Source organism: Kitasatospora sp. NPDC022856 (assembly GCF_055561235.1).
The window spans coordinates 220475-239180 of sequence record NZ_JBVHHE010000008.1 but is presented as its reverse complement, the minus strand read 5'-3'; the positions used below and the strand labels follow the sequence as shown (position 1 = coordinate 239180).

General features: G+C 74.8%; 19 protein-coding genes. 3 read left to right on the top strand and 16 right to left on the bottom strand.

Annotated features, from left to right (window positions below):
* Positions 1-126: 126 nt before the first annotated feature.
* The 6 genes from ACZ34W_RS12750 to ACZ34W_RS12725 form a co-directional block, all read right to left on the bottom strand.
* On the bottom strand, positions 127-1137 hold the full coding sequence (locus ACZ34W_RS12750) for a lysophospholipid acyltransferase family protein (protein ID WP_465603591.1): 1011 nt from the start codon (positions 1135-1137) through the stop codon (positions 127-129).
* A 7-nt stretch (positions 1138-1144) separates the two neighbouring features.
* Positions 1145-2239: an NAD-dependent epimerase/dehydratase family protein gene (locus ACZ34W_RS12745; RefSeq protein ID WP_380383640.1), complete on the bottom strand. Its 1095-nt coding sequence runs from the start codon at positions 2237-2239 to the stop codon at positions 1145-1147.
* 147 nt (positions 2240-2386) lie between these two features.
* Positions 2387-2485 carry a 30S ribosomal protein bS22 gene (locus tag ACZ34W_RS12740; protein WP_003948845.1) on the bottom strand — a complete coding sequence of 33 codons (99 nt, stop codon included), beginning with the start codon at positions 2483-2485 and terminating at the stop codon, positions 2387-2389.
* A gap of 190 nt (positions 2486-2675) precedes the next feature.
* A complete protein-coding gene (locus ACZ34W_RS12735; RefSeq protein ID WP_148644250.1) occupies positions 2676-2885 on the bottom strand; it encodes a helix-turn-helix domain-containing protein in 210 nt (69 codons plus the stop codon).
* Between the two features lie 226 nt (positions 2886-3111).
* The gene (locus tag ACZ34W_RS12730) at positions 3112-4308 is read right to left on the bottom strand and encodes an acetoin utilization protein AcuC (RefSeq protein WP_465603589.1); all 1197 of its coding nucleotides are present in this window, start codon (positions 4306-4308) and stop codon (positions 3112-3114) included.
* 86 nt (positions 4309-4394) lie between these two features.
* Positions 4395-4772 (bottom strand): HGxxPAAW family protein, encoded by a 378-nt coding sequence (locus tag ACZ34W_RS12725; RefSeq protein WP_465603587.1) that lies wholly within the window; start codon positions 4770-4772, stop codon positions 4395-4397.
* A 129-nt stretch (positions 4773-4901) separates the two neighbouring features.
* Here ACZ34W_RS12725 and ACZ34W_RS12720 point away from each other — a divergent pair, with 129 nt between their 5' ends.
* Entirely contained in the window at positions 4902-5381 is a 480-nt protein-coding gene (locus ACZ34W_RS12720) for a MarR family transcriptional regulator (RefSeq protein WP_352286174.1), read from the top strand.
* 24 nt (positions 5382-5405) lie between these two features.
* Here the strand turns inward: ACZ34W_RS12720 and ACZ34W_RS12715 are convergent, their stop codons facing one another.
* The 3 genes from ACZ34W_RS12715 to proC all read right to left on the bottom strand — a co-directional run bounded on the left by ACZ34W_RS12715 (position 5406) and on the right by proC (position 8215).
* The gene (locus ACZ34W_RS12715; protein WP_465603585.1) at positions 5406-6611 is read right to left on the bottom strand and encodes an MFS transporter; all 1206 of its coding nucleotides are present in this window, start codon (positions 6609-6611) and stop codon (positions 5406-5408) included.
* Between the two features lie 100 nt (positions 6612-6711).
* On the bottom strand, positions 6712-7365 hold the full coding sequence (locus tag ACZ34W_RS12710) for an HAD family hydrolase (protein ID WP_329488317.1): 654 nt from the start codon (positions 7363-7365) through the stop codon (positions 6712-6714).
* Between the two features lie 22 nt (positions 7366-7387).
* The gene (gene proC / locus ACZ34W_RS12705) at positions 7388-8215 is read right to left on the bottom strand and encodes a pyrroline-5-carboxylate reductase (RefSeq protein WP_329488318.1); all 828 of its coding nucleotides are present in this window, start codon (positions 8213-8215) and stop codon (positions 7388-7390) included.
* 202 nt (positions 8216-8417) lie between these two features.
* Here proC and ACZ34W_RS12700 point away from each other — a divergent pair, with 202 nt between their 5' ends.
* The gene (locus tag ACZ34W_RS12700) at positions 8418-8852 is read left to right on the top strand and encodes a hypothetical protein (RefSeq protein ID WP_359834893.1); all 435 of its coding nucleotides are present in this window, start codon (positions 8418-8420) and stop codon (positions 8850-8852) included.
* 114 nt (positions 8853-8966) lie between these two features.
* Complete coding sequence (locus ACZ34W_RS12695; protein ID WP_465603582.1) at positions 8967-10316, top strand: SCO2583/SCO2584 N-terminal domain-containing protein; 1350 nt, start codon at positions 8967-8969, stop codon at positions 10314-10316.
* 4 nt (positions 10317-10320) lie between these two features.
* On the opposite strand, the gene ACZ34W_RS12690 is transcribed toward ACZ34W_RS12695, so the two are convergent.
* From ACZ34W_RS12690 to ACZ34W_RS12660, 7 genes are all read right to left on the bottom strand, one after another.
* Complete coding sequence (locus ACZ34W_RS12690; protein ID WP_465603580.1) at positions 10321-10854, bottom strand: hypothetical protein; 534 nt, start codon at positions 10852-10854, stop codon at positions 10321-10323.
* Between the two features lie 106 nt (positions 10855-10960).
* Complete coding sequence (gene ilvD / locus ACZ34W_RS12685; RefSeq protein ID WP_329488323.1) at positions 10961-12805, bottom strand: dihydroxy-acid dehydratase; 1845 nt, start codon at positions 12803-12805, stop codon at positions 10961-10963.
* A 119-nt stretch (positions 12806-12924) separates the two neighbouring features.
* Positions 12925-13704, bottom strand: coding sequence for a class I SAM-dependent methyltransferase (locus ACZ34W_RS12680; protein WP_329488324.1), 780 nt, complete (start codon positions 13702-13704; stop codon positions 12925-12927).
* A 40-nt stretch (positions 13705-13744) separates the two neighbouring features.
* Entirely contained in the window at positions 13745-14548 is an 804-nt protein-coding gene (locus ACZ34W_RS12675; RefSeq protein ID WP_352286385.1) for a sugar phosphate isomerase/epimerase family protein, read from the bottom strand.
* A 627-nt stretch (positions 14549-15175) separates the two neighbouring features.
* Positions 15176-16138 carry a Ppx/GppA family phosphatase gene (locus ACZ34W_RS12670; protein WP_329488325.1) on the bottom strand — a complete coding sequence of 321 codons (963 nt, stop codon included), beginning with the start codon at positions 16136-16138 and terminating at the stop codon, positions 15176-15178.
* Between the two features lie 108 nt (positions 16139-16246).
* On the bottom strand, positions 16247-17107 hold the full coding sequence (locus tag ACZ34W_RS12665; protein WP_465603577.1) for a glycerophosphodiester phosphodiesterase: 861 nt from the start codon (positions 17105-17107) through the stop codon (positions 16247-16249).
* A gap of 211 nt (positions 17108-17318) precedes the next feature.
* Positions 17319-18623: an SUKH-4 family immunity protein gene (locus ACZ34W_RS12660; protein ID WP_465603575.1), complete on the bottom strand. Its 1305-nt coding sequence runs from the start codon at positions 18621-18623 to the stop codon at positions 17319-17321.
* Positions 18624-18706 lie beyond the last annotated feature (83 nt).

Here is an 18706-nt window from a genome sequence, read left to right as displayed (position 1 = left end):
GTCGACGGGCCGGTGGTGCGGTACGGCGTGAGCCGCCCCGCACCACCGGCCCCGCGACGCGGGAGGGCCCGGCGGTATCCGCCGGGCCCTCCCGCGTCCGTGCCTCACGGGCACCGGCGGACGGCCTCAGAAGAACACCGAACGCCGCTGCACCAGCAGCTTGTAGAGGGTGTGCTGGATGGTCTCGCGCACCTCGTCGGCGAGGTCGAAGGTCAGCATCGGATCGTCCGCCGCCTCCACCGGGTGGCCGTCGGTGGCGATCGGCTCGCCGAACTGGATCGTCCACTTGGTCGGCAGCGGCACCGCGCCGAGCGGCCCGAGCCACGGGAAGGTCGGCGTCACCGGCACGTACGGCAGCCCCAGCAGCCGGGCCAGCGTCCGGAAGTTGCCGATCATCGGATAGGTCTCCTCCGCCCCGACGATCGCGCAGGGGACGATCGGCACCCGGGCCCGCAGCGCCGAGGAGACGAAGCCGCCGCGCCCGAAGCGCTGCAGCTTGTACCGCTCGGAGAACGGCTTGCCGATGCCCTTGAAGCCCTCCGGCCAGACCCCGACCAGCTCGCCGCGCTCCAGCAGCGCCTGGGCGTCCTCGTTGCAGGCCAGCGTGTGACCGGCCTTGCGGGCCAGCTCGTTGATGCCGGGCAGCACGAACACCAGGTCGGCGGCGAGCATCCGCAGGTACCGCCGGCTCGGGTGGTGGTCGTGGATGGCGACCTGGGTCATCAGGGCGTCCAACGGGATCGTCCCGGAGTGGTTGGCGACGATCAGCGCGCCGCCCTCGGCCGGGATGTTCTCGATCCCGCGCACCTCGACCCGGAAGTACTTCTCGGCGAGCGGGCGCAGCAGCGAGAGCAGCACCTCCTCGGTGAGCTCGCGGTCGAAGCCGAACTCGTCCACCTCGTAGTCACCGGTGACCCGGCGGCGCAGGAAGGCGAGGCGCTCGGCGGCCCGGCCCTCCCAGCCCTTGCCGAACAGCCGGCTGGCGGCCGGGCCGAGCCGGCCGGCCAGCGCCCCGCCGACGGCGTCGGCGAGCTGGTCGGCCAGACCGGCGGGGCGGTCGGGCTCGCTCCAGCTCGGCGCGGACTCGATCGGGATGACCTTGGCCTGGCCCGGCGCGTTCTCGGCAGCGGCACTCATCGCGGGTTCAGCTCCTGGGTCGGCTGGCATGGGAACGGGCGGCCCGCGCGTACTCCGGCCCGAGCAGCGCGGCCAGCCCGTCGGTGACGGCGGCGAGCCGCGCGGGCGGCAGCAGGCCGGCGGACTGGGCGGCGGCGAAGTCGGCGAAGGCCTCGGCGGTGGTGAACCGCGGCCGGTAGCCGAAGGTCTCGCGCAGCCGGGCGGTGTCCACCACCCGGCCGTGGGTGAGCAGCCGCAGCTGCTCCGGCGAGAAGTCGACCATCCTGGTCTGCCGGGCCAGCGCCGCCATCCAGCTGATCGCGGGCAGCAGCAGCGGCAGGGTCGGCCGGCCGAGCCGGCGGGCGCACTGGGAGAGCAGCAGGACGCCCTCCCCCGCCACGTTGAAGGTGCCGGTGTTGACGGTGTCCGGCTCCGGCGGCAGCGCCGCCCGGCAGAGCACCTCGACCACGTCGTCCTCGTGGGCGAACTGCAGCCGGGGGTCGTAGCCGAGGACGGTGGGCAGGACCGGCAGCGCGAAGTACTCGACGAGCGGGGTGTCCGCGCCGGGGCCGACGATGTTGGCGAACCGCAGGACGGTCACCGCGACGTCGGGGCGGCGCCGGGCGAAGCCGCGGACGTAGCCCTCGACCTCAACCGCGTCCTTGGCGAAGCCGCCGCCCGGCAGGTTCTTGGGCTGGGTCCGCTCGGTGAACACGGCCGGGTCGCGCGGCGCCGAGCCGTACACGCCGGTGGTCGACTTCACCACCAGTCGGCGCACTCCGGGGGCCTTCTGGCAGGCGCCGAGCAGCTGCATGGTGCCGATGACGTTGGACTCCTTGACCGAGGAGCGGTTCGTGGAGCCCAGTCCGGTGGCGCTGACGGCGAGGTGGACGACGGTGTCGACCCGGTGCTCGGCGATCACCCGGGCGACCGCCGGGCGGCGCAGGTCCAGCTGGTGGAAGCGGTACGGGGCGGCGGGGCCGTCCGGTTCCTCGACGGGGTGCCGGGGCGGCTGCACGTCCACGCCGACCACCAGGTCGACGTCGGGCCGGCGGCGGAGCTCCGCGACGAACCGGGCTCCGAGGTGGCGCGCCACGCCGGTGACGAGCACGACCATGCCCACAGTGCTGCACCCCATTCCTCGGCCTCGGCGGGCCTGCGTGCACCGTACCGCGCCGCCGTGGCGGGCCGTGAGACGACACCGCCCGCCCGGGCCACGAGGGCCTGGACGGGCGGTGGAAGCACCGGGCGCGCAGGGCGCGGCGGGCGCTTACTTCTTGTTGCGACGCTGCACGCGGGTGCGCTTCAGAAGCTTGCGGTGCTTCTTCTTGGCCATACGCTTACGACGCTTCTTGATGACAGAGCCCACGGAACAACCCTCGCTCACTGAGACTCCCGTCCGTGAGAGACGGAGTCCATACGACTGACGGAGGGCCTAGCCTACCGTCCACGCGGCCAGGGCCGTAATCGTGCTCCCCGGACCGGCAAACTCGCGGGAAATCCGTGGCAAACGAGCGCGGGGGCCACCGGCTGTGACCCCCGCCCACGTCAGCCGAGTCCTACGCGCTTTCGAGCCGCACGTAGGACTCCTTGAGGTACTCGTGCACCGCCTGCTGGGGCACCCGGAAGGACCGACCGACCCGGATGGCCGGCAGCTCTCCGCTGTGCACCAATCGGTACACCGTCATCTTGGACACCCGCATGACCGCGGCCACTTCGGCCACGGTCAGGAAGACGACTTCCTGCAGGGGGCGTTCGCCGGAACTCATGACCATCACCCGACCCTTACCCGTGTGCAAGGCACCGGCTTCCCCTCCGGTGACTCCACCGGCACACGTGTATCCCCAGAGTAGTTATGGGTGGTACCAGTGGGAAGAGGGAGAAGCCCAGTCCTCGTACGGTGAGAGATAGTCCTGTTGCATTACGTAGTCACTCGGCGGTCTGTCGCAGGGGTCGTGCGCACCGCCCGGCGCCTCCACAACCGGGGGCCGGGATTCAGGGCAGCAGGCCGTGGTGCGGCAACACGGCGCGGCGGCTGGCCAGGATCGCCTGGTCGAGGCGGTCGGCCGGATCGTATCCCGCGTCGAAGTCCCGCCAGACCGGCCGGGCGCCGTCGGTCATCCGCAGCGGGGCCGGCCGGCGGGTGCGCCGGTAGACCTCGGCGCGCCAGGCCTCCGGGGTCTCGGTGGCCGGGTCGACGGGCCGGCCGGCGGCGGTGGCGACCAGATGGGTCCAGGTCCGCGGGACGACGTCCACGACGGCGTACCCGCCGCCGCCCAGCGCGATCCAGCGGCCGTCGGCGTGCCCGTGGGCCAGGGCGTGCAGTTCCTCGGCGATCATCCGCTGGGCGTCCACGGTGACGGCGAGGTGGGCGAGCGGGTCCTCCAGGTGGGTGTCCGCGCCGTGCTGGGTGACCAGCACCTGCGGGCGGAAGGCGGCCAGCAGTTCGGGCACCAGGGCGTGGAAGGCGCGCAGCCAGCCGGAGTCACCGGTACCGGCCGGCAGCGGCAGGTTGGCCGCCGAGCCGGGCGCGGCCGGGCCGCCGGTCTCGGTGGCCCAGCCGGTCTGCGGGAAGAGCGTGGCGGGGTGCTCGTGCAGCGAGACGGTGAGCACCCGGGGGTCGTCCCAGAACGCCTGCTGGACGCCGTCCCCGTGGTGGACGTCCACGTCGACGTAGGCGACCCGCTCGGCGCCGAGTTCGAGCAGCCGGGCGATGGCGAGCGCGGGGTCGTTGTAGACGCAGAAGCCGGACGCCCGAGCGGGCATCGCGTGGTGCAGTCCGCCCGCGAAGTTGACGGCGTGCGGGGTCTCGCCGCGCCAGACCGCCTCGGCGGCGGCGACCGACTGCCCGGCGATCAGCGCGGAGGCGGAGTGGACGGCGGGGAAGGCCCAGTTGTCGTCGGTGCCGAGCCCGTGCCGCAGGTCCACCTCCTCGGGGTGGGCGGCCGCGTGCTTGACCGCCGCGACGTACTCCCGGGTGTGCACCAGCCGCAGGGTGGAGTCGCCGGCGGGCGGTGCGGACCGGACGGTGACGCCGGGCCCCGCGCTCAGCCCGAGGGACTCCACCAGGCGCATGGTGAGCGCCAGCCGGTCCGGGTCCATCGGGTGGCCGGGACCGAAGTCGTAGGCGGTGACGGCCTCGTCCCAGAAGAGGTGCAGGCCGCAGGGGGTGTCACGCTCGGCTTCGGGCATGGCGTCCACGGTAGTGCGTGCGCGCGCCGCGACCGCCGCCAGGTCACACCCCCGGGGGTCGGTGAACGGCCCGCCCGGGTGCGGGCCTACCTCCGGGAGAGCCGGGCGGCCGGGCCCGGCGCGGGTGCCGGCGCGGGCGCCGGTGCGGGCGCGGCGGCGACGCCGGTGCGACCCGCCAGCCGGCAGCCGAGGCAGTCGGTGTGGCCGGCCCGGGCGGCGGTGTCCCGGGTGCGCCAGTGCCGGCGGCCGGCCGGGCGGGGCCCGGTGGCCTTGCCCCAGCCCGCGAGGTGCAGCAGCCAGGCGGCGGGCGCCCCGGCCGCGGCGACGGCGAGGCCGGTCCAGAACACGGCGGCCGAGCCCGCCGCGAAGGCCACCCCGGCGACCGCGCTGCCGGCGATCGCGATCGCGACACCCGTCCAGCCGGCGACGGTGTGGCCCATGTCGTGCTCGTCGTGTGCGCCCATGTCTCCCTCTTTGGTGTGATGGGGTTCCGCTGTGATGGGCTTCGCGGACGGCCGGCGCGCCCGGGGAGCGGGCCGCGACCGACGTTTTATCTCGCGAGCTAAGTAACTTAGATACTAAGGAGATGCTCCGTGGAGGGCAAGCCGCGCCCGCGGGCGACGACCGAGCAGGCGCAGTACGCGATGGACCGGATGATCGCGCTCGCCCAGTTCGGACAGCAGGACGTCGCCGCCCGGCTCGGGCTGAACGTCACCGACCTCACCTGCCTCGGCTTCGTCATCGAGGCGGCCATGGCCGGGGAGCCGCTCGCCGCCGGCGACCTCGCCGAGCGGGCGCAGCTCACCACCGGCGCGGTGACGGGCGTGCTCAACCGGCTGGAGAAGTCCGGATACGCCCGCCGCGAGGCCGACCCGGCCGACCGCCGCCGGGTACGGGTGGTGATGGAGGACTCCGCGCAGGCCCGCATCCTCCAGGTCTACGGCCCGATGTACGAGCGGTTCGGCCGCCTGTTCGCCGACTACACCCCGGACGAGATCGCCGTGCTCGCGGACTGGTTCACCCGCGCCAAGGCCCTGATGCGGGAGTCGCTGGACGAGATCCGCGAAGGCTGAGCGCCACGCGGCGCGGCGCCGCCGTCAGGCCCGCGCCGGGACGAGCGCCGGGGCGGGGGCGAAGCGGTCGGCCAGCGGGAGGACGGCGAGCACCAGGAGCATCGGGGCGAGCAGCGCCCAGCGGTACGAACTGGCGTCGGCGATCGCGCCCACCAGCGGCGAACCGATCAGGAAGCCCACGTAGTTGAAGAGGTTGAGCCGGGCCACGGCGGCGTCCGAGTCGTCCGGGAGGAGCCGCCCGCCGGCCGCGAAGACCTGCGGGATGATCGCGCAGATCCCGAAGCCGAGCACGGTGAACCCGGCGATGCCGGCGGCCGCACCGGGCGCGGCGGCGGCGATCGCGAAGCCCAGCGCGGCCAGCGCGGCGCCGCCGCGGACCACCGGGACGGCGCCCCAGCGCTGCACCGCGCGGTCGCCCAGCGCACGGCCGAGCAGCATCGCCACCATGTAGCCGAGGTAGGACAGCTTCGCCACGTCCTCGGCGCCGCCCAGGCCGTCGGTGAGGTACTTGACGCTGTAGTTGGAGACCGAGGCGTCGGCGATGTACGCGAAGGCCATCGCCAGGCAGAGCGGCAGCAGCGGCCGCCACGGGACGCTCCGGGCCGCGGCCTCGGCGGCCTCCCGGACGGCGTCACCGAGCTCGGCGGGCCCGGCGAACCGCGTCCCGGCCAGCACCGCGAGCGGGGCGATCACCACGGCGGCCGTCCCGAACAGCACGGGCAGGCCGAGGTGGTAGTGCGAACCGAGGCCGGTGACCACCGTGCCGAGGATGCCGCCGAGGCTGAACGCGGCGTGGAAGCCGAGCATGATCGAGCGCCCGTAGCGGCGCTGCAGGCCGACCCCGAGCATGTTCATACTGGCGTCCAGCGCGCCGACCAGCAGGCCGAACGCGCCGAGCGCGAGCGCGAGTTGCCAGAGCGTGCGGCCGAACCCGGCGCCGGCCAGGCTGAGGCAGACGGCGGGCTGGACGACCCGCAGCACCGCCCGCGCGCCGGCCCGCCGCACCAGCTGCTCGGAGACGATCGACCCGACGCCGGCCAGGACCGGCACGGCGGCCAGGAAGACCGGCAGCAGCGCGTCGCTCAGCCCGTACCGGTCCTGGATCTCGGGGATGCAGGTGACCAGCAGCGCGAAGGTGACGCCCTGGAGCAGGAAGCTCGCGGTGAGCGCGGCCCGGCCCGCCCGCAGCCGTGGCGGTGCCGCGGCACCGGGCGCCGTCCCGATCTTCACGCACACCTCGCTACTGGCCGGTACAACGATGTTGGCGAGAGCGTAGGGGGTGGCGCGGTTTTTGGGGAGGGGGTGCGCACGCCGGTACGGGCCCCGCCGCTCAGCCGAGCAGCGCGGCGGCCTCGGCGAGGTCCCCGATCAGCCCGGTGGCGCCCGCCGCCGTCAGCCGCGCCGGGTCGGTGAGCGCCGTGTAGCCGTAGACGTCCATCCCGGCCGCCCGGGCGGCCAGCACGCCGTTGACGCTGTCCTCCAGCACCAGGCAGCGGGCCGGGTCGACGCCGAGGGCGCGGGCGGCGTGCAGGAAGAGGTCGGGGGCCGGCTTGCCCACGCCGACGTCCTGCGCGCTGAAGATCCGCTCCTCGGCGAAGTACCCGCGCAGACCGGTGACGTCGAGGGCGGTGCGGATCCACGCGTGGTGCGCCGAGGAGGCCAGGCAGAACGGCACGGAGCGCTGCCCGAGCTCCTTCAGCAGCGTCTCCGCGCCCCGCACGGCGGTGAGTTCGGCGTCGAAGGCGGCGAACACCCGGCCGTGGAACAGCTCGTCGAAGCCCTCCGGCAGCTTCGCGCCGTCGTGCCGCTCGGCGATCACGTCGTGGATCCGGTGGGCCGCGGTGCCCATGAAGTCCCGGTAGGAGTCCTCGATCGTGGTCGGGTAGCCGAGTTCGGTGAGGTACTCGGCGAGCAACCGGTTGGAGAGCGGCTCGCTGTCCACCAGCACGCCGTCGTTGTCGAAGATCACCAGGTCGTAGGCCATGCGGCCGAGCCTACTGGGCGGCCTACCGGCCGCCGGAGGCCAGCTCCCGGGAGCGGTCCCGGGCCGCCTCCAGGGCGCCCAGCAGCGCGGCCCGCACCCCGTGGTTCTCCAGCTCGCGGATGGCCGCGATGGTGGTGCCGGCCGGCGAGGTGACCGCCTCGCGCAGCTTCACCGGGTGCTCGCCGGAGTCCCGCAGCATCACCGAGGCGCCGATCGCGGACTGCACGATCAGGTCGTGCGCCACGTGCCGGGGCAGGCCGAGCAGGATGCCGGCGTCCGTCATCGCCTCGACCAGGAAGTAGAAGTACGCCGGGCCCGAACCGGAGAGCGCGGTCGCCGCGTCCTGCTGGGACTCCGGCAGCCGCAGCGCCTTGCCGACCGAGCGGAAGATCTCCTCGGCCCGCTCCAGGTGCGCCTCGGTCGCGTGCGAGCCGCCGGAGATCACGCTCATGCCCTCGTCCACCAGGACGGGCGTGTTGGGCATCACCCGGACCACCGGGGTACCGGGCGCCAGCCGCTCCTCGAACCAGGCGGTGGGGATGCCGGCCGCGGCCGAGATGACCAGCCGGTCCGCGCCGACGTGCGGCGCCAGTTCGTCCAGCAGGGTGCCCATGTCCTGCGGCTTCACCGCGAGGATCAGGGTGTCGGCGAGCTTGGCGGCCTCGTGGTTGGCCACCACGCCGACGCCGTACTTCGCGGCCAGCTCGGCGGCCCGCTCCGGCCGGCGGGCGGTCACCAGGACGTCCGCCGGGTCCTTGCCGGCCCGCAGCAGACCGGAGAGCAGGGCCTCCCCGATCTTGCCCGTCCCGAGGAAGGCGATCTTCTGCCCGTGCGCCGCGCCGCTGCCCATGCCCGCTCCTTGCATCCGTTCCTGCCGCCATCCTCGCACCGCTCCCCCGCCCGCGGCGGGACCGTCCACCCTGCGGAAGGGCACGGCGGCGTCCGCCCCGGGGCCGGGCCCGGGGGCGTCCGCCCTAGGGAGAAACTCGGGGTTCTCCCCTATGGCTTCGGGCCGTGCGCGGGCGCACCGTGGAGGCATGGCACACGGAGAGATGTCCCGACGTGAGAACCGGCAAGCCGCCGTCGCCGCCGCGACGCTCGGGCCGTGGCGGACGGCCGCGGGAGTCGGTGCGGTGGTGGGGGCGACCGCCCTGGGGATCGACGCGATCACCGGCGACTGGTCGCTGAGCATGCTGGCCGGACCGGCCGGCTGGGCCCTGTTCTTCTTCTTCCTGGTCGGCACGGTGGGCGGCCAGCTGCGCAAGGACACCACCGACCGGCGGCTGCGCCGGTGGGCGGACGCGCATCCGTGGAAGTCGGCGCTGCCGGCCGCGGGCGGACTGCTGGTGCTGAACATGCTGGCGCAGACGATCCTCGGGGACGCGGGCCTGTTCGGCGCGTTCTTCCTCTCGCTGCTGCCGGCCGGTCTCCTGCTGGCCGTCGCGGGCGTGGTCGGCTCGGTGAAGCAGGCCCGCGGCAAGGGCTGAGCACCGGCCCGCGAGCCGGACAAAACGGGGTGATTCCCGCACGCCGCACCCGAGTTCACCACACGGTGTGCCCCCGATCGATTCCCTGTCACACCCCGTCGGCATACTGGCGCGATGCCGATAGCCGAAGATCCAGAACCGCGCCCGTCCGAGGGCCGGGCCCCGGACGGGGCGGACCCGTCCGGAGCGGGCGGGAAGGACCCGTTCGCCGACCTCGTCCTGGACGAGGAGTTCGTCCGCGGGGCCGCCGTCAAGGAGCCCGCGGGCCGCACCCGGATGCTCTCCGCCCGGTGGCAGCACACCCCGCCGGTCGACCCGGGCGGCCGGCGCTCGGTGAACGACGGCCCGAGGAAGGCCGGGCGCTTCGGGCGCGCCCCGAAAGCGGTCGACCCCTGGGGCAACGCCCGCCCGCGGCCGCGGTGGCAGGCACCGCTGTACGTGCTGCTGACGGTGGTCGTGCTGCTGGGAGCGCTCAACGTCGACGGCGTGCGCTCCTGGTTCTCGACGACCTTCGGCGCCGCCCCGGACCGGTCCGGCACGTCCGCCGCGCCGGTCGCCCCGGAGACCGCGCGGCCGACCGGCGCGCCCTCACCGGTCGACGAGGAGCAGCCCACCGTCGACCGCCCGTGGGCCGGTTCCCCCGCCAAGGACTGGCCGACCACGATGGACGCCTTCGACCTGCCGCAGGCCCCCGGCGCCATCGGGGTGTTCGGCGCCGAGCAGGTGGCCGCCCAGGTCAAGCTGGTGAAGGACTACCTGGCGGCGGCCAACCTGGATCCGAAGGTGATCGCGGGCGGCCGGCCGGACGCCGCGCTGGCGATGCTGGAGCGGGAGAGCCGGGACAAGCTGGAGATCGCGCTGGCCCGCCCCAGCAAGGAGGACGACCCCACCTCGGCGTTCGACCGCTTCGATCCGCGCGAGGCGGTCCAGGTGGCCGACGGGGTCAGGCTGCAGGGCCGGATCAGCGTCGAGGGCGACGGCGAGAAGGGGGTGGTGGTGCACACCGACTTCACCTACGTCTACGCGCTGCGTCCCGGCCCGGAGGCGGCCCAGCGCGCCACGGCCCAGCGGCCGACGCCGGGCGCCCCGGCGCAGTCCCCGCGGTCGGCGCCGCCCGCGCCGCCCGCGCCCGGGGACGGCGCGGTCAAGCCGGTCGGCCTGCTGCTCCCGGTGGCCGACGTCCCCGGGGACACCCGGACCGCCCGCACCATCGTGCGCAAGACGGAGGACTTCCGGTTCTACGACCCGGGCAAGTACCAGAACAACCCGAAGAAGATCAACTTCGGCAAGCGCCGGTCCGAGGTCGGCAACACCGCCTGCGAGGTCTACGACGGCTTCCTCCACCCGCGGTTCCCCCAGTTCGCCCAACCGGACCCGGAGCGGACCGGACCGGCCACCGACCCGTACGACCGCTCCAAGGAGCTGACCGCGCGGGGCGAGTGCGGCACGATCACCCGCAGCTGAGCGCTCAGCGCTTGCGCCCGCCCCGGCCCGGCGCCGCCTTCTTCGCGCCGGGCCGGCCGCCGCGGCCCGCCTGCCGCCGCCCGTACCGGGCGGTGGCGCGCTCGTACCGGGCGCGCTTGACGGCCTCGCCGGGGGCCTCGACCAGGCCGCGCAGGAAGTAGGCGAACAGCGCGCCGACCCCTCCGATGACCCAGACCACGCCGAGCGACTTGTCCTCGGCCATCCAGCCGGTCAGCTGGTCCCTGCCCTCGCTGAGCAGCTTCCAGTTGCGCAGCCCGGCCAGGCAGGAGCAGATCGCCACGGCGGCGACCAGCAGGCCGTTGACGAACCCGCCGTTGTCGGACAGCTGGACGCCCTCGACGGCGAAGCGCAGGACGAACGCCCCGGCCACCGCCGCGAGCAGGGCGCCGAGCGGCACCACGACCCGGCGCAGCCGGTAGTCGGTGCCACGGCCGACCCAGCTGGTGCCGAACCAGCGGATCGGTTCCGGCTCGGGGGCGCCGGCGGGCCTGGGGGTGGGGGTGGGGTCCTCGTTCACACGGCCGATTATCACCCGGCGCCCCGCCCGCGAGACAGCATCCGGCGGCCGACGCGGGAGGAGCCGTCCCGCCCGGGGCGGAACGGCTCCTCGTGGCGCGGGGGTGTCAGCCGAGCTTGGAGACGTCGCGGACGGCGCCCTTGTCCGCGGAGGTGGCCATCGCGGCGTAGGCCCGCAGCGCCTGGCTGACCTGGCGCTCGCGGTTCTTCGGCCGGTAGCCGCCCCCGGCCTCCAGCTTCAGCCGGCGCTCGTGCAGCACCTCGGCGGGGACCTCCAGCGAGATCGTCCGGCCGGGGATGTCGATGGCGACGATGTCGCCGTCCTCGACCAGCGCGATGGTGCCGCCGGAGGCGGCCTCCGGGGAGGCGTGGCCGATCGACAGGCCCGAGGTGCCGCCGGAGAAGCGGCCGTCGGTGACCAGGGCGCAGGCCTTGCCGAGCCCCCGGCCCTTGAGGAACGAGGTCGGGTAGAGCATCTCCTGCATGCCGGGGCCGCCCTTGGGGCCCTCGTAGCGGATGACGACGACGTCGCCCTCCTTGATCCGCTTGGTGAGGATCGCGTCGACGGCGTCCTCCTGGGACTCGACGACCACCGCGGGGCCGCTGAAGGTCCAGATCGACTCGTCGACACCGGCGGTCTTCACGATGCAGCCGTCCTCGGCGAGGTTGCCGTACAGCACGGCCAGGCCGCCCTCGACCGAGTAGGCGTGCTCGACGCTGCGGATGCAGCCGTTGGCCGCGTCGGTGTCCAGCGACTCCCAGCGCTCGGACTGGGAGAAGGCCTCGGCGGAGCGGACGCAGCCGGGGGCGGCGTGCCAGAGCTCGACGGCCTCGGCGGACGGCGAGCCGCCGCGGACGTCCCAGGTCTTCAGCCACTCGGCGAGCGAGTCGGAGTGGACGGTGGTCACGTCCTCGTGGAGCATGCCGCCGCGGTAGAGCTCGCCGAGGATGGCGGGGATGCCGCCGGCCCGGTGGACGTCCTCCATGTAGTACGAGCCGTTGGGCGCGACCTTGGAGAGGCAGGGCACCCGGCGGGAGACCGCGTCGATGGCCCGCAGGTCGAAGTCCAGCTCGGCCTCCTGGGCGGCGGCGAGCAGGTGCAGGATGGTGTTGGTCGAGCCGCCCATCGCGATGTCCAGCGCCATGGCGTTCTCGAACGCGGACCGGGTGGCGATCGAGCGGGGCAGGACGCTGTAGTCGTCCTGCTGGTAGTGCCGGTTGGTGATCTCGACGACGGTCCGCCCGGCCTTCTCGTACAGCGCCCGGCGGGCGGTGTGGGTGGCGAGCACCGAGCCGTTGCCGGGCAGCGAGAGGCCGATCGCCTCGGTCAGGCAGTTCATCGAGTTGGCGGTGAACATGCCCGAGCAGGACCCGCAGGTCGGGCAGGCGTTCTCCTCGATGATCGCGATGTCCTCGTCGGAGACGTTCTCGTTGACCGCCTGGGAGATCGCGTCGACCAGGTCCAGCCTGCGCACGGTGCCGTCGACCAGGGTGGCCTTGCCGGCCTCCATCGGGCCGCCGGAGACGAAGACGGTCGGGATGTTGAGGCGCAGGGCGGCCATCAGCATGCCCGGGGTGATCTTGTCGCAGTTGGAGATGCAGATCAGGGCGTCCGCGCAGTGCGCGTTGACCATGTACTCCACCGAGTCGGCGATCAGGTCGCGCGAGGGCAGCGAGTAGAGCATGCCGCCGTGGCCCATCGCGATGCCGTCGTCCACCGCGATGGTGTTGAACTCGCGCGGGATGCCGCCCGCCTGCTTGATCGCCTCGGAGACGATCCGGCCGACCGGCTGGAGGTGGGTGTGCCCGGGGACGAACTCGGTGAAGGAGTTGGCGACCGCGATGATCGGCTTGCCGAAGTCCTCGCGGGCTACGCCGGCGGCCCGGAGAAGCGCCCGGGCGCCTGCCATGTTGCGACCGTGGGTGACCGTACGGGACTTCAGCTCGGGCACTGTGCTCCACTCCTTCGGAGGCTGCTGGCGGCCCCGCCGGGTGAGGAGGGTGCGCGGCCGCTGTGTCTTTCGAGACTACGCCCGCCGTCCGGCGGGCGGACACCGCGTCCGCGATGCGGTCAGGCCGTGGCGTCCGGGGTCCGGGCCACGGTGAGGTCCAGGACGTACGGCTCGACCACCCAGCCGTCCGGGAACTCCGCCAGCAGCGCCTCGCGCTCGACGGCCAGCAGCGGCGCCCGCTCCTCGGGGGCGAGGGAGGCCAGGTAGGAGCGCGAGACCAGGTCGGTGATCACGTGGTCGACGGTGACCCGGCGCTCCCAGCGCAGCGTGGCGGTGCCGATCCGCAGGTCGTGGGGGGCGAGGTGCGAGACGATCTCGTTGACCGCGCCGTAGCCGTGGTACGTCCCGGTGAGCGCCTTGGCGAGCCGCTCGCCCATCGCCGCCACCCAGGCGACGCCGCTGTCCTTCACGTTCCACCAGGTCGCGAGCGCGCCGCCGGGGCGCAGCACCCGGATCGCCTCGGGGACGGACCGCTCGGGGTGCGTCCAGTGGAAGGCCTGGGCGTAGGTGACGAAGTCGGCCGAGCCGTCGTGGAAGGGCAGGTCGTCGCCGTCGCCCCGGACCAGCGGCAGGCCCGGCGAGGAGGTGAGGAACTGGGCGCCCATGCCGGGGGTGGGCTCGACGGCGATCACGTCCGCGCCGCGGCCGGCCAGCAGCCGGGTGGCGATACCGGTACCGGCGCCGACGTCCAGCACCCGGGCGCCCTTCAGGGTGCGGCCGGCCAGGCGCTCCAGCGCGTCGAAGAGCTCGTCGGGGTACGAGGGACGGGCCCGGTCGTACTCGGCGGCCACCCCGCCGAACGAGCCGGCGAGCCGCCGGTAGTCCGTGCTGTCCGTCATGCTGTCCGTCATATGTCCCCCTCGGTACGGCAGTTCGTGGTCAGCGTACCCGGGCGGGGGTGGCCAGGTGCAGACGGGTGAAGGCGAGCGCCTCGGCGAGGTCGGCCTCGCGTTCGGCGGGGGACGCGGAGCGCCGGGTGTTGACCTCCAGCACCACGTGGCCGTCGAAGCCGGTCCGGGCGAGGTGCTCCAGCAGTTCGGCGCAGGGCTGCTTGCCCCGGCCGGGGATCAGGTGCTCGTCCTTGCCGGAGCCGCTGCCGTCGGCCAGGTGGATGTGCGCGAGCCGGTCGCCCATCCGGTCGACCATGGCGAGCGCGTCGATCCGGGAGGTCGCGGCGTGCGAGAGGTCGATGGTGAAGTGCCGGTACTCCTCCTCGGTGACGTCCCAGCCGGGTGCGTAGGCCAGCATCTCGCGGTCGCGGTAGCGCCAGGGGTACATGTTCTCGACGGCGAAGCGGACGTCGGTCTCGCCCGCCATCCGGTTGATGCCCTCGACGAAGTCCCGGGCGTACTGGCGCTGCCAGCGGAACGGCGGGTGGACGACGACGGCGCTCGCGCCGAGCTTCTCGGCCGCCGCGCGGGCCCGGACGAGCTTGGTCCACGGGTCGCTGGTCCAGACCCGCTGGGTGATCAGCAGGCAGGGCGCGTGCACGGCCAGGATCGGCATCCGGTGGGCGTCGGAGAGCCGGCGCAGCGCCTCGATGTCCTGGCTGACCGGGTCGTTCCAGACCATCACCTCGACGCCGTCGTAGCCGAGACGCTCGGCCAGCTCGAAGGCGATGGCGGTGTTGGCCGGGTAGACCGAGGCGGTGGAGAGGGCGACCTTGGTGTCGGGGATGCGCAGGCCGGGGTGCGGGGGCAGGACCAGGCGGTCGGTGGTGCGCGGCAGCGGGGCCGGGTGGGCCGCGGCCTGCCGGGCGGCCTTGACGGACTTCACCGACTGGACGGCGGCCTTGGCGGCGCCGGCCGCCCGGGCGGTCCGGGTCCCGCGGGGCGCCGCGCCGGTCCCGCCGGTCGCGGTCCCCGCCGCGGGTGGCTGCTCGGGGGCCTTCTTCGCCGCCTTCTTGGCGGCCTTCTTCGCCGCCTTCTTCACCGCTCCGCCGGTGGCCTTCCGGGCCGCCCGGGCGGACTTCGCCGCGGCCGCCGCCCCAGAAGTACCAGAATCCTCAGACGCCCCGGCCGCCCCGGCGCTCTTCGCGCCCTTGGCACTCCGCGCGCTCTTCGCGCCCTTCACGGCCTTGCCCAGCTTGCGGGCCCGTCCGGCACCGCCGGTCCCGGCCGGCTCGCCGCCGGCGGCCGCCGGCGGCGGGTCCGTGCGGCGCGGGGTGTCCGGCCGCGGCTGCCCGTCCCCGGGAGCGCGGCCCTCCCGCGTCCCGTCCTCGTCCGCTGGTTGCGCCACGGGAGACAGCGTAAGCGGACCGCGCCCGGAACGGGGAGCGGCCCTCCCGGCGCGGGCCGGCCGGACCGCCCCTCAGGTGGCGAGCGCGGGCCGGCGGCGGTCGACCGCGCCGTCCATGGTGTCCAGGCGGCGCAGGATGATGCCCTCGCGCAGCGCCCACGGGCAGATGTCGAGCTCGTCCAGGCCGAAGAGGTCCATCGCGGCGTCGGCGACCAGGGCGCCGGCCAGCAGTTGCTTGGCGCGGCCCTCGGAGACACCGGGGATCTGCGCCCGCTCGGCGACGGTCATCGCGGAGAGCCGGGGCAGCCAGGCGGAGAGGTTGCTGCGGGTCAGCCGGCGGTCGGCGTACGGGCCGGCGTCGGCGGGGGCCGCGCCGGTCATCCGGGCGAGCTGCTTGAAGGTCTTGGAGGTGGCGACCGCGTGGTCGGGGGAGCCCAGCCGGGCGATCTCGCCGACGACGGTGGCCATCTCGGCCCGGATGTGGCGTCTGAGCTCGCGCAGGCCCTCCGGGTCGGCGACGTCCCCGGGCAGCCAGCGGCCGGTGAGCCGGCCGGCGCCCAGCGGCAGCGAACAGGCCACGTCGGGCTGCTCGTCCAGCCCGCAGGCGATCTCCAGCGAGCCACCGCCGATGTCCAGGTTGAGCAGCCGGCCGGAGGACCAGCCGAACCAGCGGCGGACGGCGAGGAAGGTGAGCCGCGCCTCGTCCTGCCCGGAGAGCACCCGCAGTTCGACCCCGGTCTCCTCGGCGACCCGGCGCAGCACCTCCTCGCCGTTGGCGGCCTCCCGGACGGCGGAGGTGGCGAACGGCAGGATGTCGAGCACGCCCTTGTCCTCGGCGACCCGCAGCGAGGAGGCGACCATGCCGACCAGCTTCGCCACCCCGGGCTCACTTATCGCGCCCCGGTCGTCGAGGAGTTCGGCGAGCCGCAGCTCCGCCTTGTGGGAGTAGGCGGGGACGGGGGCGGCACCGGGGTGCGCGTCCACCACGAGGAAGTGGACCGTGTTGGAACCTACGTCGAGAACACCGAGTCGCATAGCCCTTCACGCTACGCGATCCCGCCTCCGGACAGACCTGGCGCGTCGGTATTCGTGCTGGTCCGGCGGTCCGGGCCCGGTGACTTGGTCCGGACCAGCGGCGCCGGCTCAGGGCCCGTGGGTGCCCCGCGGCGCGGCCGGGTGGAGGGTGCGGCAGCCGGCGTCGGCCCAACGGCGGGCCCGGCCGGGGGCGTTGGTGATCAGGCCGTCGGCGTCCCGGTCGGTCATCAGCTGCCAGGACGCCTCGTCGTCCAGCGTCCAGACGTAGACCTCGCGGCCGGCCGCGCGCTCGGCGGCGATCCGGTCGGCGGTGGCCAGCGCCCCCTCCAGGGCGATGCCGTGCAGCGGCAGGTCACCGGGGTCGTCGGCGAGCGAGGCGCCCTGGATGAGGACGACCGGCAGGGCGGGGGCGGCGGCGTGGGCCTGGCGCAGGTGCTCGGCGGAGAACGAGTACAGGTAGACCCGGGCGCCGCTGCCGGCGGCGGTCCGGGCGATCCGGGCGACGTCCTCGGCCCGCTGCCACTTGATCTCCATCAGCAGCGTCACGGGGCTGCCGGCGAGCCGCTTCAGCAGGTGCTCCAGCGTCGGCACGGCCTCGGCCGGGCCGGGGCCGACGGTCACCCGCAGCTCGGCGACCTGAGCGGCGGTCAGGTCCGCGACGGCGCCGTGGCCGTCGGTGGTGCGGTCCACGGTGGGGTCGTGCATCAGGACCGGCACGCCGTCCCGGGTGGTCTGGACGTCGGTCTCCAGCCAGTCGGCGCCCTGGTCGAGGGCCGTCTCGAAGGAGCCCATGGTGTTCTCGGGGGCGTCGAGCGGGGCGCCCCGGTGGCCGATCACCGTCGGGGCGTCGCAGCTCCGCTCGGCCGCGACCGGACGGGCGCGGAGCTCGGGGGCGGGGGCGCAGCCGCCGGCCAGCACCGCGAGGGCGGCGAGGACGGCCGCGTGGGCGGTGCGGGGCGAGGCGGTCACGGCTCGGGCTCCAGCTCTGGTTCGGACACCGGGCGGACGCGGGTGTCCGGCGGGGTGCCGGGCGTCCGGGACATCGTCGACGCGTCGGCGGGGGATCAGCGAACCGGTCCGACAACCTGACCGTGCCGGCGGTCGCCTCCAGCGTGCGCCCGCCGCCCGCTCCGGCCCGGCGGCGGCGCACCGCGGGTCACCCGGACGCGCCGCCCCGGCGTCACAGCAGACCGTCCCACAGCTGCTCGACGATGACGGCCCACCAGTTCTCCGGGTCGTCGAAGACCGTCGGGTCGATCGCCGCCAGAGCGCGCTGCAGCTCGGCGACGGCGGTGCCGGCGGCGCGCGGGTCCAGCCCGGGCAGACCGGGCAGCCACCCGGCGAACAGGGCCAGGCTGCGGACGAAGGCCGCCGGCCCGGCGTTGCAGTGCCGGGCGGTGGCGTAGTCGGGGTCGACGGCCCGGACGGCGCCGCAGGCGGTGTCCAGGGCGATCAGCGCCCAGCCGTCCGTCCCGAGCAGCAGTTGCGGGGCCAGTGCGAGGCGCTCCCGCTCGGCCACCCGGGTGCCGCGGCCGGTCTGCGCCAGGTGGTCGGCGAGCGGCGGCAGCACCGTACCGGGCCGGGTGCCGTCGGCGATGGCGTCCGGCCGCGGGTGGTGCAGCGCGAAGAAGCCCTCGACCGCGACGGGCACACCGACCGTCAGCAGTACCCGGGCGGTGGCCTCCGGCAGGTCGGCCCGGGCGACGTCGGCCGGGTCGAACCGCCGGACGCCGCCGGCGCCGAAGCGTTCCACCAGCAGCGCCGCGAGCCCGTCGTCCGCTCCGGCGGCCGGGGCCGGGCCGCCGCGCGGGAAGGGCACCCGGTTGCGGACCGGTCCGCCGGGCTCGGCCGGGAGCGCGCGGACGGCCGCCGCCCGGTGGTCGAAGCGCGGTCCGTAGGACAGCTCGGCCTCCACCCGGGCGCCCGGCAGCTCGGCGGCCAGCGCGTACGCGCAGTAGCCGCCGGGCAGCGCGCTCAGCCGCAGGTCGGTGCGGACGGCCAGCACGTCCTCCGGGCGGACGCCCCGCTCGCGCAGCCACCACCAGCCGCGCAGCGCCGGGTGCGGCAGCCCGGGCGCCGAGCGCAGCGCCAGCGAGCGGACCTCGCCGAGGTCGTCACGGTAGGTCAGCTCGGCCCGGGTGCCCCGGCCGGTGGCCGGCGGCCGGGCCGGGTCGTGGGCGCCGGCGCCCACGAAGTCCCGGTAGAGCGCGGTCACCTCGTCCACCGGTACGGACGGCCAGACGGTGAACCGCCCGGTGATCCGGTCCACCACCGCACAGGCCGCCCCCACCTCCTCGGGTGCGCGCCGCTCCCCCGTCAGCGGGTCGACCCCCACCGGCGAGGGCTCCGCCCAGACCACCCAGCCGAGGTCGAACTCGTGCGAGTGCACCCGCCGGCTCCCGGTCGAGCCGTCGGCGGAGGCCCTCGGCAGCTCGCCGTTGATCCAGCGGTGGGCGGCCTCGACCGCCTGCGCGCGGGTGGTCACAGGGTGGTGCTCCTTGCATGGACGCGGGCCGGGAGGGGCGCGCGGGCGGAGAGGGGCGGACGGAGGGTCACCGGGCACCGCCG